This is a genomic window from Nonomuraea purpurea, assembly GCF_042650645.1.
GTDB lineage: Bacteria > Actinomycetota > Actinomycetes > Streptosporangiales > Streptosporangiaceae > Nonomuraea > Nonomuraea purpurea.
Genome location: NZ_JBHSBI010000043.1, coordinates 54,461 through 69,920 on the forward strand (window position 1 = coordinate 54,461; position 15,460 = coordinate 69,920).

At 70.9% G+C, this 15,460-nt stretch carries 13 protein-coding genes; 11 read left to right on the top strand and 2 right to left on the bottom strand.

Features of this window, described 5'->3' with window-relative positions:
- Positions 1–10 precede the first annotated feature (10 nt).
- From ACFOY2_RS49640 to ACFOY2_RS49660, 5 genes are all read left to right on the top strand, one after another.
- Positions 11–1,579: an FAD-dependent oxidoreductase gene (locus ACFOY2_RS49640; protein ID WP_379535190.1), complete on the top strand. Its 1,569-nt coding sequence runs from the start codon at positions 11–13 to the stop codon at positions 1,577–1,579.
- A gap of 11 nt (positions 1,580–1,590) precedes the next feature.
- Positions 1,591–2,814 carry an ABC transporter substrate-binding protein gene (locus ACFOY2_RS49645; protein ID WP_379535170.1) on the top strand — a complete coding sequence of 408 codons (1,224 nt, stop codon included), beginning with the start codon at positions 1,591–1,593 and terminating at the stop codon, positions 2,812–2,814.
- Between the two features lie 2 nt (positions 2,815–2,816).
- Positions 2,817–3,734 carry a carbohydrate ABC transporter permease gene (locus tag ACFOY2_RS49650; protein ID WP_379535171.1) on the top strand — a complete coding sequence of 306 codons (918 nt, stop codon included), beginning with the start codon at positions 2,817–2,819 and terminating at the stop codon, positions 3,732–3,734.
- Positions 3,724–4,542: a carbohydrate ABC transporter permease gene (locus ACFOY2_RS49655; RefSeq protein ID WP_357815639.1), complete on the top strand. Its 819-nt coding sequence runs from the start codon at positions 3,724–3,726 to the stop codon at positions 4,540–4,542. The genes ACFOY2_RS49650 and ACFOY2_RS49655 overlap by 11 nt, the downstream gene beginning before the upstream one ends.
- 113 nt (positions 4,543–4,655) lie before the next feature.
- Positions 4,656–5,225 carry a dihydrofolate reductase family protein gene (locus ACFOY2_RS49660; protein ID WP_379535172.1) on the top strand — a complete coding sequence of 190 codons (570 nt, stop codon included), beginning with the start codon at positions 4,656–4,658 and terminating at the stop codon, positions 5,223–5,225.
- Here ACFOY2_RS49660 and ACFOY2_RS49665 read toward each other — a convergent pair.
- A complete protein-coding gene (locus ACFOY2_RS49665) occupies positions 5,210–8,380 on the bottom strand; it encodes a BTAD domain-containing putative transcriptional regulator (RefSeq protein ID WP_379535173.1) in 3,171 nt (1,056 codons plus the stop codon). The two genes, ACFOY2_RS49660 and ACFOY2_RS49665, sit on opposite strands and share 16 nt — an antisense overlap.
- 125 nt (positions 8,381–8,505) lie before the next feature.
- Here ACFOY2_RS49665 and ACFOY2_RS49670 point away from each other — a divergent pair, with 125 nt between their 5' ends.
- The 3 genes from ACFOY2_RS49670 (at position 8,506) to ACFOY2_RS49680 (ending at position 12,190) form a co-directional block, all read left to right on the top strand.
- Positions 8,506–9,984: a carboxylesterase/lipase family protein gene (locus ACFOY2_RS49670; protein WP_379535174.1), complete on the top strand. Its 1,479-nt coding sequence runs from the start codon at positions 8,506–8,508 to the stop codon at positions 9,982–9,984.
- Between the two features lie 80 nt (positions 9,985–10,064).
- Complete coding sequence (locus tag ACFOY2_RS49675; protein WP_379535175.1) at positions 10,065–10,910, top strand: AraC family transcriptional regulator; 846 nt, start codon at positions 10,065–10,067, stop codon at positions 10,908–10,910.
- Positions 10,911–10,999: 89 nt separating this feature from the next.
- Positions 11,000–12,190, top strand: a complete 1,191-nt coding sequence (locus tag ACFOY2_RS49680) for an alginate lyase family protein (protein WP_379535176.1) — start codon at positions 11,000–11,002, stop codon at positions 12,188–12,190.
- Here the strand turns inward: ACFOY2_RS49680 and ACFOY2_RS49685 are convergent.
- Positions 12,187–12,750, bottom strand: a complete 564-nt coding sequence (locus tag ACFOY2_RS49685; protein ID WP_379535177.1) for a carboxymuconolactone decarboxylase family protein — start codon at positions 12,748–12,750, stop codon at positions 12,187–12,189. The genes ACFOY2_RS49680 and ACFOY2_RS49685 overlap by 4 nt on opposite strands.
- Before the next feature lie 170 nt (positions 12,751–12,920).
- Here ACFOY2_RS49685 and ACFOY2_RS49690 point away from each other — a divergent pair, with 170 nt between their 5' ends.
- The 3 genes from ACFOY2_RS49690 (at position 12,921) to ACFOY2_RS49700 (ending at position 15,439) form a co-directional block, all read left to right on the top strand.
- Complete coding sequence (locus ACFOY2_RS49690; protein ID WP_379535178.1) at positions 12,921–13,649, top strand: TetR/AcrR family transcriptional regulator; 729 nt, start codon at positions 12,921–12,923, stop codon at positions 13,647–13,649.
- The gene (locus ACFOY2_RS49695; protein WP_379535179.1) at positions 13,646–14,254 is read left to right on the top strand and encodes a GNAT family N-acetyltransferase; all 609 of its coding nucleotides are present in this window, start codon (positions 13,646–13,648) and stop codon (positions 14,252–14,254) included. Before ACFOY2_RS49690 ends, ACFOY2_RS49695 begins: the two co-directional genes overlap by 4 nt.
- A gap of 348 nt (positions 14,255–14,602) precedes the next feature.
- Positions 14,603–15,439 carry an FG-GAP repeat domain-containing protein gene (locus ACFOY2_RS49700; RefSeq protein ID WP_379535180.1) on the top strand — a complete coding sequence of 279 codons (837 nt, stop codon included), beginning with the start codon at positions 14,603–14,605 and terminating at the stop codon, positions 15,437–15,439.
- Positions 15,440–15,460: the final 21 nt, after the last annotated feature.

Below are 15,460 nucleotides of genomic sequence, written 5' to 3' on the forward strand. Positions count from 1 at the left end.
CGTGGTTGAGATGAAGGCCGACGCGGTCGTCGTCGGCGGCGGGCTGGGCGGCGTGGCCGCCGCGCTGGCCCTGCTGCGGGCCGGCCGCACCGTGCTCCTGTCGGAGGAGCACCCCTGGCTGGGAGGCCAGTTGACCAGCCAGGCGGTGCCCCCGGACGAGCACTCATGGGTGGAACGGTTCGGCGTCACGGCGAGCTACCGGGCGCTGCGCGACGGCATCCGCCAGTACTACCGCGACCACTACCCGCTCACCGCGGCGGCCAGGGCCAAACGGGAGCTGAACCCGGGCGGCGGGCACGTCAGCAGGCTCTGCCACGAGCCCCGCGTCGCGGTCGCGGTGATCGAGTCGATGCTGGCGCCCTACCGGGGCTCGGGGCGGCTGCGCGTGCTGCAGCCCTACCGGCCGATCGCCGCCTCCTGCGACGGCGACCGGGTCAGCGCGGTGCTGCTCAGCGGCGAGGGCCGGGAGGTGTGGGCGAGCGCCCCGTTCATCCTGGACGCCACCGAGACCGGCGAACTGCTGCCGCTGACCGGCACCGAGTACGTCACCGGGTTCGAGTCGCAGGCCGACACCGACGAGCCCAGCGCCCCCGCCGAGGCGCAGCCGCTCAACATGCAGGCGGTCTCGGTCTGTTTCGCGATCGACCACGTCGACGGCGACCACACCATCGACAAGCCGGAGACCTACGACTTCTGGCGTGAGTACCAGCCGCCGTTCTGGGGCGACCGGCTGCTGTCGTGGCGCTGCCCGCACCCGCGCACGCTGGAGATCATGGAACGCGCCTTCACCCCCAACCCCGACGACGACCCCCTGCTCGTCGAGGCGGACCAGCGGGTCAACCCGGGCGACGGCAACCTGTGGACCTTCCGGCGGATCGCCGCCCGCAGGAACTTCACCGAGGGCGCCTACGCCAGCGACATCACGCTGGTGAACTGGCCGATGATCGACTACCTGGAGGGGCCGGTCATCGACGTGCCCGACGCCGAGCGGCACCTCAAGGCGGCGCGCGAGCTGTCCCGCTCGGTGCTGTACTGGATGCAGACCGAGGCCGGGTTCCCCGGGCTGCGGCTGCGGGGCGACGTCACCGGGAGCGCCGACGGGCTCGCCCAGGCCCCCTACATCCGCGAGTCGCGGCGCATCAAGGCCCTCTACACGGTGGTGGAGCAGGACCTGTCGCTCGCCGTCCGCGGCGACAAGGGCGCGGTCAGCTACCCCGACTCGGTCGGCGTCGGCATGTACCGCATCGACCTGCACCCCTCGACCGGCGGCGACAACTACATCGACGTGGCCAGCTCGCCGTTCGAGATCCCGCTGGGCGCGCTGATCCCGCGCCGCGCGACCAACCTGCTGCCCGCCTCCAAGAACATCGGCACCACCCACATCACCAACGGCGCCTACCGGTTGCACCCGGTCGAGTGGAACATCGGCGAGGCCGTGGGCGCCCTGGCGGCGTTCTGCCTGGACCGTGAGACCACGCCGCACGCCGTACGAGAGAGCGAGTCCCTTCTCGCCGACTTCCAGCACAGACTCACCCGAGATGGCGTCGAGCTGCGCTGGCCCGACGTCACCGGTTATTAGGGAGATTCACCATGAGGGCATTGATCCCCACTGTTGCCCTGTTGACCCTTGTCACCGCCTGCGGGGGCGGCGGACAGCAAGCGGCGCAGCCGTCCGGTCCCGCGACGCTGCGCATGTCGATCTGGACCGCCAACGAGGACCACCTGAAGCTGTTCAACGAGATCGCCTCCGGCTACACCAAGGCCAAGGTCACCTTCGAGTCGATCCCGATCGAGAGCTACACCACCACGCTCACCACGCAGATCGCCGGTGGCAAGGCGCCCGACCTGGCCTGGATCCTGGAGGGCTCGGCGCCCGACTTCGTGTCCTCCGGCGCGCTCGCGCCGCTCAAGAGCAAGATCGAGAACACCGGCGAGCTCGTGCCCGCCGCGACCAGGCTGTGGGAGAAGGACGGCGAGTTGTACGCCTACCCGTTCTCCACCTCGCCGTTCGGCGTGTTCGTCAACACCGACCTGCTGCGCGAGGCCGGGCAGAAGGTCCCCGAGAAGGGCTGGACCTGGCAGGAGGCCATGACCGCGGCCTCGGCGGTGGCCAAGAAGGGCAAGGCCGGGCTGGTCGTCGGCGACTGGGACTACAAGAACTGGACCAACCTGGCCAGCCTGTGGAACGGCTGGGGCGCCAAGGCGTGGAGCGACGACGGCGTGACCTGCGGGTTCAACCAGCCGGCCATGGTTGAGGCGATGACGTTCCTGCACAAGTCGATCTTCACGGACAAGGCGCTGCCAGGCCCCGGCACGACGGTCGACTTCTACGCGGGCGACGCGGCGATGGTCATCACCCAGATCTCCCGCGCCGGCCTGCTGAAGGACGCCACATTCGACTGGACGCTGATGCCGCTGCCGAACGGCCCCGCCGGCGAGTACTCCGTGATCGGCCAGGCGGGGATCGGTGTGGTGAAGAAGTCGCCGCAGGCCGACCTCGCCACCGACTTCCTCGGATATTTCACGAACTCGGCGAATTCGGCGAAGCTCGCGCAGTTCTTCCCGCCTGCCCGTTCCTCGCTGCTCAACGTGGACACGCTGGCCAAGTCCAACCCGCTGCTCAAGCCCGACCAGCTCCAGTCGGTCGTCGTCGACGGCATCGCCAAGGGCGTGGTCAAGCCCAACCACAAGGGGCAGGAAGAGCTCATCCAGACCGCGCGCGCCGCGCTCGACCCCATGTGGCAGCCGGGCGCGGACGTCAAGACGGTGCTCGACGGCGTGTGCGCGAAGATCCAGCCGCTGCTGGGGTCGTGAGCATGGCCACCCTCACCGCGCGGGTGGCCAAGCGCCGGTCCTCCACCCGGTTCTGGACCGTCAGACGCCGTGACAACCTGGTCGGCTACCTGCTCATCACCCCGCAACTCGTCGGCAGCCTGCTGTTCGTGCTGCTGCCGCTGGCGCTCGTCGGCTGGTTCAGCCTCAACGAGTGGAACGTCCTGGCCGGCACCTTCGAGTACGTCGGCCTGGACAACTACGCCAAGCTGGTCGCCGACCAGCAGTTGCGCGACTCGCTGAGCGCCACCGCGATCTTCTCGGCCGGCCTGGTCGTGCTCAACCTCACGCTGGCGTTGCTGCTCGCCGTGCTGCTCAACCAGAAGCTGCGCGGCACCGTGGTCTTCCGCGCGCTGTTCTTCTCCCCGGTGCTGGTGTCGCTGGTGGCCTGGACGATCGTCTGGCAGTTCCTGCTGCAGCCCTCCGGCGGCATCAACGCCCTGTTCGGCGGCGGGCCCAACTGGCTGCGCAACTCCGGCACGGCCATGTTGTCGGTGATCGTCGTCCAGGTGATCAAGAACGTCGGCCTCAACATGGTGCTCTTCCTGGCCGCCCTGCAGGGCGTGCCGAAGCAGCTCTACGAGGCCGCCCAACTCGACGGCGCCGGGGCGTGGACCAGGTTCCGCCGGATCACCCTGCCGATGATCAGCCCCACGGTCCTGCTCACCTCCATCATCACCGTCGTCGGCTCGCTGCAGGTCTTCGCCCAGATCGCCGTGCTCACCCAGGGCGGTCCCGGAACCTCGACCACGGTGCTCGTCTACTACCTCTACCAGCAGGCGTTCCCGTTCCATCACTTCGGTTACGGCGCGACGATCTCCGTGCTGCTGTTCCTCATCGTCGGGGCCCTGACGCTCCTGCAGTGGCGCATGCGCAGGAAGTGGGTCTTCCTTGAGACTTAAGATCATCCTGTACGGCGTCCTGTGCGTGCTCTGCGTGCCGTTCGTCTTCCCGACCTGGTGGATGATCACCACGTCGATGAAGCCCATCAGCGAGATCTTCGACTTCTCCCTCATCCCGCAGGTCTGGGACCTGTCCACCTACGGCCGGGTCTTCGAGATGCAGCCGTTCGGACAGCAGTACCTCAACAGCCTCTACATCGCCGCGGTCGTGACCGCGGGCACGATGGCGGTGGCCGCCATGTCCGGCTACGCCTTCGCCCGCATCCGCTTCCCCGGCCAGAACGTGCTGTTCGTCGTCGTGCTGGTGGGCCTGCTCATCCCGAGCGAGGTCACCATCGTGCCGCTGTTCCAGATGTTCAACGAGCTCGGCCTGGTCAACACCCACTGGCCGCTGATCGTGGTGCCGATCCTGGGCGCGCCCAGCGTGCTGGCCACCTTCATCATGCGGCAGTTCTTCCTGACGCTGCCCGGGGAGCTGGAGGAGGCCGCCAGGGTGGACGGTCTGGGCCGCTTCGGCACCTTCTACCGGGTCGCGCTCCCGCTGGCCCGGCCGGCGCTCGGCGCCGTGGCCATCTTCACCTTCCTGCACTCCTGGAACCTGTACCTGGAGCCGATCGTGTACCTGTCCACCCCCGACATGTTCACGCTGCCGCAGGCGCTCACCCAGTTCGTCGACGCCTACGGCGGGCCCATGTGGAACGTGCAGCTCGCCGCCGCCTCCATGACCGCCGTGCCGATCCTGATCGTCTTCGTCCTGGCCCAGCGCCAGTTCATCGAGGGGCTCGCCCACACGGGCCTCAAGGGCTGATCATCTCGCCGGTAAGGGTGACGGGAAGGAATCGGTAAGGTCCCTCCAGCAGTCTGGTCGTCATCAGGCCGGCGGCGCGGGAGCCGCCGGCAGCGACCAGAGGGAGCACCCCGATGCGCAAGATCATCGAGTCGACGTTCGTGTCCTTGGACGGCATCATCGACGACACCCGCCCGTCCACGGCCTCGCGGGCCGAGCCGCAGCACTGGGGCCAGCCGTACTGGGACGAGGACCACGCCCGCTACGCCGCGAAGCTGATCGCCTCGGCCGACGCCCTGCTGCTCGGCCGGGTGACGTACGAGGGGTTCGCCGAGGCATGGTCGGGCCGCGAGGGCCCCGACGCCGACATGATGAACAAGACGCCCAAGTACGTGGCCTCGCGGACCCTGACCGAGGCCACCGCCTGGAACGCCACCCTGATCAAGGGCGACGTGGCCGAGGAGGTCGCGAAGCTGAAGGAGCAGCCCGGCGGGAACATCGCGAAGTGGGGCACGGGCGAGCTGGACCGCACCCTCGTCGAGCACGGCCTGGTCGACGAGTTCCACTTCTGGTACTTCCCGGTCATCGTCGGGGCGGGCAAGCACCTGTTCGAGGGCGCGGGGTTCGACACGACCCACCTGAAGCTGGCCGACGTGGACCGCTTCGAGTCGGGGATCGTCGTGCACGTCTACGTGCCGAAGTAAACCAGGGACCGGGCCTGTTCGGGCGTCAACTCGCCGCCACCGGCGGCGAGGGCGGCGAAGCCGGGCTCGGCGGCCTCGACCTCGGCCGTGATCCGGGCCAGCTCGTCACGCTCGGAAGCCGACAGCGGCTGCCCGGCCCTGCGCCGGGCGGCCTCGGCCGCGCCGAGCAGCCGCGCGCCGGTATCAGGCCGCCCCTCCAGGAGGGTCGCGGCGGCCATGCCCGCCAGCGCCCACGCCATGCCGAGCTCCGAGCCCTGGTCGCGGTACGCGTCGAAGCCCTCACGGTGCCAGGTCAGCGCCGAGGCGGGGTCGCCGCGCTGCGCGGCCAGCATCCCCAGTTCGACCAGCACCATCGACAGGTACGGCGGGACGCCCCCGTCGGCCTGCTGTTTCCTGGCCGCCTCCAGCAGCCGCCGCAGGTGCTCCTCGGCGGCGTCGAGCCTGCCGCCCCGGCGGGCGGCGAACGCCAGGCCGATCGTGGCGAACACCTCCGTGGCCCGTTGCCCCTGCTCGGCGGCCAGCCGCCTGGCCTGTTCGGCGTGCTCGTAGGCGGGTACGTAGTCGGCTTCCTGCACCCCGATCCAGCTCAGCCACCCCAGCCGGCCGGCCACGTCGGACCACAACCCCAGTTCCTCGGCCACCCGCAGGCCGGCCCGGCTGAGCCGGGCCGCCTCCGCGTGGTCGCCGGTCATGTCGGCCAGGCCGATCAGCCAGTCCGTGGCCTGCAGCACCCCCCAGTCGTCGCCCAGCTCGCCGAACAACTCGGCGCCGCGCCTGGCGTCGTGCTCCAGCGCGGCCGGGTCGCCGCGCATGTGCGCCAGCATGGCTCGGGTGCTCAGCACCGCGGCCTCGCCCCACCGGTCGCCGATCGACCCGAACGTCTCCAGCGCCCGTTCGAGCAGCTCCCCGGTGGCCGCCTCGTCGCCGAAGTCGATGATCGCCGTGGCCAGGAACCACTCGGCCCTGGCCCGTCCCAGCGGGTCGTCGTACCCGCGCAGAACCTCCGCCACCTGCTCGGGGCCCGCCTGGCCCTGCCGGATCGCCAGGCCGGCGTGCCACGCCTTCGCGCACGACCGTACCGAAGCGGGCGCCTCGCCCTTCACGGCCAGTGCTTCGGCCAGCGCCCTGCGCGCCTCGGTGAGCCGGCCGCGCAGGAACCAGTACCACGTCAGCGCCGAGGCCAGCCGCAGCGCCTGCTCGGCCGCGCCCGCGCGCCGGTAGGTCTCCAGGGCGGCGCGCAGGTTCGGGGCCTCGGCGTCCAGGCGGCGCAGCCACTCGCGCTGGCCGGGCCCGCGCAGGCACGCCTCGGCCTGCTCCGCCAGTGCCAGGTAGTGGTCGGCGTGCCGGCGCCGCAGCGCCTCCTCCTCCCCGCTGTCGCGCAGCCGGCCCAGGCAGAACGCGTACACCGACTCCAGCAGCCGGAACCTGGGCCCGTCGCCGCGCACCACCAACGACCGGTCCACCAGCCCCGCCAGCAGGTCAAGCACCTCGCCTGAGCAGACCCCGTCACCGGAGCAGAGCACCTCGGCCGAGGCCAGGGTGCAGCCGCCCGCGTGCACGGCCAGCCGGCGCAGCACGGCCCGCTCGGGCTCGTCCAGCAGCCGCCAGCTCCAGTCGATCACCGCGGCCAGGGTGCGCTGCCGTTCCGGCGCGTCCCTCGGCCCGGCCCCCAGCAGCCCGAACCGGTCCTGCGGCACCTTGAGCCGGGCCGCCAGCTCCTGGACGCCCAGCACCGGCACCCGGGTGGCGGCCAGCTCCAGCGCCAGCGGGATGCCGTCCAGCCGCCTGCACACCTCCGCCACCCCGGCGACGCTCTCATGGTCGGAGCCCAACCCCGCCCTGGCCAGGAACAACCGCACGGCCGACGCGCGCGCCAGCCGATCGGGGTCGTCGGTGTCGGGGACCTCCAGCGGCGGCAGCTCCCAGCGGGCCTCGCCGCGCAGCCGCAGCGGCTCCCTGCTGGTGGCCAGCACCCGCAGGCCGGGCGCGGCCGGCAGCAGCGCCCCCGCCAGCTCGGCGATCGGCTCGATCACGTGCTCGCAGTTGTCCAGCACCAGCAGCATGCGCCGCTCGCGCAGCGACCCCGCCAGCCGCGCGCCGGCCGACTCCGCCTCACCCTGGACGTCGGGGATGGACAACACCGACAGCACCAGCTCGGCCGGGTCGCCCCGCCCGTCCCACGCGGTCAGGTCGACCAGCCACACGCCCTCTTGGTACGCCTGTGCAGAAGCCCGCGCGACCGCGATCGCCACGCTCGTCTTGCCGACCCCGCCCGGCCCGGTGAGCGTGACCAGCCGGCCGGTCGTCAGCAGCTCTCGTACCCGCTGAACGGCCTGTTCGCGGCCGATCAGCTCGGTCACCGGCGCCGGCAGGTTGGTGGTGGGCTTGACCGGCCGCGACGCAGGCGCCGGGGCGTCCTCTGACGGGTCGCCTGTCAGGATGGCCCGCTGCAGCGCGACCAGTTCGGGGCCCGGCTCCAGGCCCAGCTCCGCGGCGAGTGCGCGCCGGGCCTCCTGGAAGCTGTCCAGCGCCTCGCCCGCCCGGCCGGTCCGGTACAGGGCCCGCATGTGGGCCGCCCGCAGCCGTTCCCTGTAGGGGTGCCTGGCCACCTGCTCGCCCAGCTCGCCGACCAGCGCGTGCTGCTCGCCCAGCGCCAGCCGGGCCTCGGCGTGCGCCTCGACGGCGGCCAGCCGCTGCTCCTCCCACCGGGCCACGGCCACCTGGGCGAACTCCTCGTCGGCGAAGTCCGCCAGCGCGGGACCCCGCCACAGGCCCAGCGCCTCGGCCAGCAGCCCGGCCCGCGTCCGCGGATCGTCGGCTTGACCTGCCTGTTCGGCCAGGGACGCGAACCGCGCCGCGTCGGTGCCGGCCCGCAGCAGGTAGCCGGGGGGCTGGGACACCACCAGGTCACGGCCGCCCGGCTCCGCCCCCGCCAGGGCACGGCGCAGTTGCGAGACCCGGACGTACAGGGCGGAGGTGGGGTCGGCCGGCGTCGCCTCGCCCCACAGGTCCTCCACCAGCCGGTCCACCGACACCGGACGTCCCTCGTGAACGAGCAGGTCGGCCAGCAGGGCCCGCACCATGCGGCCCGGAATCGCGACCGGCTCGCCACGGTCGGTCCATACGGCCAGCGGCCCCAGCACCCCAAATCGCACCAAGCCAGGCTATATCCCTGATATTCGGGGCGACCGGTGTTCGGTGCCCCCGAAACATTTGTCCAAGACACCCTGGCCCTGAGCTTGTGATGCTCGATCGCGTGGAGCTCCAAGCGACAGGAGAGGTGACGAGGACCGTGGACAGCGCGCCGGAGGTTCAGGTGGCCGATGGCCGGCTGCGAGGCCGGATGGACCAGGGAGTGGCGGCGTTCCTCGGGATCCCGTACGCCGCCCCGCCCTTCGGGGCGCGCCGCATGCGGCCCCCCGAGCCGCCCATCCGGTGGGAAGGCGAGCGCAGCGCTACCGATTACGGGCCGACCTGCCCGAAAGGCAACGGTGATCCGCTCTTCCCGGAGGTCGTGATCCCCGGTGAGGAATGTCTGAACCTCAACGTGTGGACCCCCGACCCCGGGGGAGCCGGCCTGCCGGTACTGGTCTGGATTCACGGCGGCATGTTCACGAAGGGGTCCGGATCCGTCGCCGGCTACCGCGGCACCTCCTTCGCCCGCGACGGGGTCGTGTGCGTCACGATCAACTACCGGCTCGGCGCCGAGGGCTTTGTCTATCTCGGTGACGGCACCGCCAACCTGGGATTGCTGGACCAGATCGCCGCGCTCGAGTGGGTCCAGGACAACATCGCCGCCTTCGGTGGCGATCCGGGGAAGGTGACCGTCGCCGGCCAGTCCGCCGGGGCCATGAGCGTCAGCACCCTGCTGGCCATGCCCCGCGCCCGAGGACTGTTCCGCCAGGCGGTCACCCAGAGCGGGGCGAGCGCCCAGACGCTCACGGCTGAGGCCGCCGCGGGCGTCGCCTCAAGGCTGGCCGAGTCGCTCGGGGTGGCCCCGACCCGTGAAGGCTTCGGCGAGGTGCCGGCCGGACGGCTCGCGCGGGCGGCGTCCGCCCTCGTCGAGGAGGACCAGATCGGCCCGGATCCGGCCACGTGGGCAAGGCTGCCCTTCGCCCCGGTCGTCGACGGCGACACCCTCCCCGACCACCCTCTCGACGCGTTGAGAAGCGGCGCCGGCAGCGGTGTGCGGCTCCTGACCGGGTGGAACCGGGACGACACCCGGATCGGCCTCGTCCCCACCGGCATGATCGACATCATCGATGAGCGCATGCTCTCCTCGGTCGTGGGCGCGCTCGGCGGGCCCGACGGGACGGTCGAGCGCTACCGGGCGGCCCGGCCGGGAGCGAGCGACGGGGACCTGCTCGCCGCCGTGACCACCGACTGCTTCATCCGGGTTCCGGCGATCCGGGTCGCCGAGGCACGCCTCGAGGCCGGCGAGGCCGACACCTGGATGTACCGCTTCGACCACGAATCTCCGAGCTTCGCCGGCCGCCTCGGCGCCGCCCACGCGGTGGAACTCCCGTACGTGTTCGACCTCCTCGACGATGCGTCCAGCCGCCCCCTCATCGGTGACGAACCATCACGGGTCGTCGCCGACACGGCCCACAGCGCCTGGGTCCGCTTCGTCGCCGGCGGCCACCCGGGCTGGCCCCGATACACCCTGGCCGACCGGTCCACCGCGCTGATCGACGAGGGGATCACCGTCGTCGACGACCCCGACGGCGCCGAGCGCGAGATGTGGGCCGGCCGACGTTGATCGGGGATCGCGTGGCTCGACATGGCGACCCGTCTGGCGCCGCGTTGTGGCCGGCGCGAAGTGGCTCTTACCATGTCGTCGTGGGATCAGCCGAGCCGCTTCGCGCCGGTGCGCCTCGATGGGAGATCACGGTCCCGTCGCGTCCTGGCCGACTGCCGGGGGTCGTGATGGCGGGGTTCGGCGATCAGTCGAATGAGTTCCGCGACGTGGCGTTGGTTCCGCACCCCTCGGTCACGGTGCTCTTGAACCTCGGAGACCAACCACTCGTCGTCGAAGACGGCCGTGGTGCGCGGCAGCGAGAGCGCGTCGTCGTCGGGCTCGCGCCCGACAGGGCTCGAGGGCGGGGGCTGGCCAGAAGCTCCGAGTGCCTCCAACTGCGGCTCTCGCCGATGGTCGCACACGCGGTCCTGGGCGCCTCCTCGGAGCTGGGCGGGACGGTGGTCGCCCTCGATGATCTTTGGGGACGAGAGGCCGTGCGAATCCAGGAACGCCTGCGTGCCGCCGGGTCGTGGGAGGACCGGTTCGCGATCGCGGAGGCCGCGCTGGCTCGGCGACAGGACGCGGGCCGCGCTGTCGACCCGGAAGTCACCTTCTCCTGGCGGCAGATGGTGGCCAGCCGAGGGCGGGTGCGTGTCGGACGACTGGTCGCCGAGATCGGATGGAGCCGCAAGCGCCTTTGGTCCCGCTTCCGCGCCCAGGTCGGCCTCACTCCCAAGCGTGTCGCCCAGCTCATCCGCTTCGACCACGCCGCCCACCGTCTCGCCGCCGGGCACAGTGCCGCCTTGGTAGCGGCGGAGAGCGGTTACACCGACCAGTCTCACCTTCACAGAGACGTCATGGCCTTCACCGGGATGACGCCGACCACGGTCGCGGTCTCGCCGTTTCTCGCGGTCGACGACGTCGCGTGGCCCCTCAGCCGAAGGTGACCTACGCCTCGTTCTCTCTTGTCAAGAAATTGAGTCAGGGTTACGATCTCACCGCCCTTTAGGAAACTTTCCTAAATAAGGAGTGAGTCGTGGCCCGTCCCCACAGCCGGCTGTCACTCGCCATTGTGCTGGCCATCACCCTGATCATCGCAGTCGCACCCCAGCCCGCCGCCGCCACGGCCGCGCCGGCCGCCTTCGCCCACCCCGGCGTGCTCGTCAGCAGGGCCCAGCTCGACTTCGTCCGGTCCAAGGTCAACGCCGGGGCCCAACCGTGGAAGAGCGCCTACGATCAGATGATCGCCAGCCCGCTCGCGTCGTTGTCGCGGGCCCCGAAGCCGCGCGCCGTCGTGGAGTGCGGCCCGTACTCCAACCCCAACAACGGCTGCACGGACGAGCGCCAGGACGCGCTGGCCGCCTACACCACCGCACTGGCCTGGTACATCACGCGGGACAGCCGCTACGCCGAGAAGGCGATCCAGATCATGGACGCCTGGTCCGCCGTGATCACCGACCACACCAACAGCAACGCGCCCCTCCAGACGGGCTGGGCGGGATCGTCCTGGCCCAGAGCGGCCGAGATCATCCGCTACACCTACACCGGCTGGTCCGCCACCGGCGTCAACCGCTTCTCGACCATGCTCAGGAACGTCTACCTGCCCAAGGTGATCAACGGCAGCCTGCGCACGAACGGCAACTGGGAGCTGACGATGACGGCCGCGGCGCTCGGGATCGCGGTGTTCCTGCAGGACAAGGCCGCCTATGACAAGGCCGTCAACACCTTCATGGCCCGGCTGCCCGCCTACGTGTACCTCACCACCGACGGCGCCTTCCCCAAGGGCCCCGTCGGCAGCGGCATCGACACGCGCGACGAGGTCGTCGACTACTGGCAGGGGCAGGACACCTTCGTCGACGGGCTGTCCCAGGAGACGTGCCGCGACTTCACCCACACCGGGTACGGCCTGGCCGCCATCGCGCACATCGCCGAGACGGCCAGGATCCAGGGCCAGGACCTCTACCCCCAGATCGCCGACCGGCTGCGGCACACGCTCGGCCTGCACGCCAAGTACCAGCTCGGCACCGCCGTCCCGTCGTGGCTCTGCGGCGGGAGCCTCACCCTGGGCCTGGGGCCGGTCACCGAGGTCGGCTTCAACGCCCTGAACAACCGTTTGGGCATCGCGATGACCAACACCCAGACCCTCACAGAACGGCAGCGTCCCGCCGGCACCAACAACCTCTTCGTCGCCTGGGAGACCCTCACCCACGCCGGCAACCCCAACTAGGGTTCGGTCGCGAAGACCGGGGGTTCGCCCGCGGGCAGCGGGGTGCGGAACGTGGCCAGGGACAGCGCCAGCGTGTCGTAGTAGCCGACCAGGACGACCAGCTCGTACAGGCTCGTCGTGCCCAGGGCGGCCTCGGCGCGGGCGTAGAGGTCGTCGTCGAGGTCGCGCTGCGCGACGAGCGCCCGGCAGACGGAACGCACAGTGCGTTCGGCCTCGTCGAACGTCGGGGCGTCCGCCTGCGAACGCAGTGCGGACAGCTCCTCCTCGGTCAGGCCCGCGTTCCTGCCGACGCGTTCGTGGGCGTACCACTCGAAGTCGCTGCGGCGCGCGAGCGCCACCTCCAGGATCGCGATCTCGCGCCATCGGCCGGGCAGGGCCGTCGCGTACCGGATCGCCGCGCCCAGCCGCTGCAGCGGGCCGCCGACCCCTGGGGCGGCCAGCATCGCGTTGAACGGGCCCTCCAGGCGGCCCTCCCGGTCCGTCAACCGGAACGCCTGGGGGCCGGCCGCCCTCGGCCCGCCGGTTATCTCGTCGTGGACCGCCCGCTGCTCCTCGGTCATGGAAGGCGGGCTGTACCAGGGGATCCGTCCGTGCACGGGGCCTCTCACCAGGTCGGCGTTTCGACGAAGCTACCACCTCCTCACGGGCGGGGTCATCCGGAAATGCCGTATAGGCTACAGTGTGTGAAGTACGGTATTAATGGAGGTGCGTCATCGAAGCTGAGCAGGAGATGCCGACGGTCGTCGCGCGGATGTGGGGCAGGGAGCCCGCCACGCGCCGGGGGCCGCGCCCCAGCCTGAGCCTTGACCGCGTCACCGACGCCGCCATCGAGATCGCGGACGCCGAAGGGCTGGCCGGGGTCCGGATGAGCAGCGTCGCCGCCAAGCTGGGCGTCTCGACGATGTCGCTGTACGGCTACGTCAGCAGCAAGGAAGACCTGCTCACCGCGATGGCCGACGCGGCGGCCCCGGCCCCGCCCGAGCCCGGCGACCTGCCGTGGCGCGAGTACCTGACCGCCTGGACGCGCGCCAACCGCGACTTCCTGCTCGGCCACCCGTGGCTGCTGGAGGTCTCACCGCTGACCCCGCCCATGGGGCCGCGCGTGCTGCGCTGGCTGGACCGGTCGCTGACCGTGCTGGCCCGCGCCGGGCTGGACGCGGGAGAGGGCGTCAACATCAGCAGCACCCTGTCGGCCTACGCCGTCAGCGCCGCCACGCTCGCCCACGACATGCGCGGCCCGGCCGACGAGTCCGCCCTGGCGGGGCTGAGCGCGTACACGGCGATGCTCACACGGTTCGTGGACGCCCAGGAGTATCCGGGCCTGTCGGCGGCGCTCCGCTCGCACGGCTTCGGCCACGCCGAGGAGTGGGTCGAGGACCACGACTTCACCTTCGGCCTCGACCTGCTGCTCGACGGCGTCGAGGCGCTCATCGCCCGACGAGGAAAGGACGAACGATGATCGAGATCCGCCGGGCCGCAGACCTGGGCGAGGGCCGGCGCAGAGCCATCGCCGGCGTCTTCGCCGACGGCTTCGGCCCCGACCTGGTCTTCTTCTCCAAGGACCGGGACCGGCTCGCCGACGCCGTCGCGCACATGCTGGTGCTCGACCTGTTCTACGTCGCCCTGATCGACGGGGAGCCGGCCGGCATCGTCGCGTGCACCGACGGCAGGCAGTTGTCGGTCAGGCACGACGCGGCCCAGCTACGCCGGCATCTCGGGCCCGTCAAGGGTACGATCGCCGATTTCGTGTTCAGGCGGGAGTTCCAGAAGCTCCTGCCGTACGCCAGGCAGGGGCTGGCCTCGCTCGAGTTCGTCGCGACGGGAGCGAGGTTCAGGGGCAGGGGCGTGGCCACGGCCATCCTGACGCATCTGCTCGCCCTGCCGCAGTACGACGAGTACGTGCTGGAGGAGGTCTCCGACATCAACGCGCCGGCGCTGCGGCTGTATGAGAAGCTCGGCTTCAGGGAGTTCAAGCGCAGGAAGGTGCGCCACACGAGGGTGACGGGCATCGGCCACTACCTGTCGCTGCGGCTCACCCAGGAGCCAGTCGCCGGAGCCCGGTGACCCGCAACATCTCGAGCGCCGTGGCCTTCGGCGCCCCCAGAATCGGCGCACGGCAAACGACAAGCCCGATGCGTAGCCGGCGCCCACGAACACCACCACGGCAGGGCCTCCTGCGTCGAGGGAAGGCATCGCGGGGCCGATCGTATCGGGATGAGCGCCATTTCCGATCAAGGTTCTGGTTCCACCGTCTTCTTCGCAATCAGCGGGAAGCACCTGTGAGACCAGGGCGAACGCGCGGTCGTCACCCCTGTGACGAGCGCCGGAACGGCTGCCCTAAAGTTGATCTACCCACAGGGCCCTGGGGTTCGCAGATCCACGTACCACCGATGTCTTGTGAGGTCACGTCGAATGACGAACTCGATACGACGGGTATTAGCCGTGGCCGCGGCGGCGCTGGTCGCCGTGCTCGGCGCACCGCCCGCCGCGAACGCCGACCAGGCCGCGCCGACGCTGCCCCTGTTCGTCCGCAGGAGCTCGGACGGGCACCTGCTGGCCTATGAGCCGAAGACCGGCGGCGGCCTGCAGTCGCCCGTCGACCTCGGCGGCGGCTTCTCCGCGGCGACCGCGCTCGTGCGCGCCACCACCTCGGAGGGCGGCAAAGGGAACGACCTGTTCTTCCGCCTGGCCGGCGAGCTCTACTACACCGCGGAACGCGGCACATCGACCATGCCGGTCGCCTCGAACATGGACGTCTACAATCTGATCATGACCCCGGGCAACATGGGCAGCAGCCCTGCGGCCGAGATCATCGCGCGGGACACCGCCGGCGCCCTGTGGTTGTACCCGGGACGCACCGACGGCGGCCTGGCCTCCCGCGTGCCGACCGGCACCTCCGGCTGGAACGCCATGAACGCCCTGGCCGGGTACGGCGACTACACCGGCGACGGCAAGAACGACCTGCTGGCCAGAACCACCACCGGCACCCTGTACATCTATCCGGGGACGGGCAGCATCATCGCCAACCAGATCCTGGGCGCCCGCATCAGCGCGGGCACCGGCTGGGAGGCTTACACCGCCCTGGTCTCGACCGGCGACAACAACGGGGACGGGAAACCCGATCTGATCGCCCGCGACTCGGCCGGCGCGTTGTGGCTGTTCAAGGGCACCGGTGTCGCCTCGGCGCCGTTCGCCGCCAAGGAGAAGATCGGCAACGCGGGCTGGAACGCCTTCAACGCCTTCTTCTGATCGTCCCCCTCACCTCTTCGG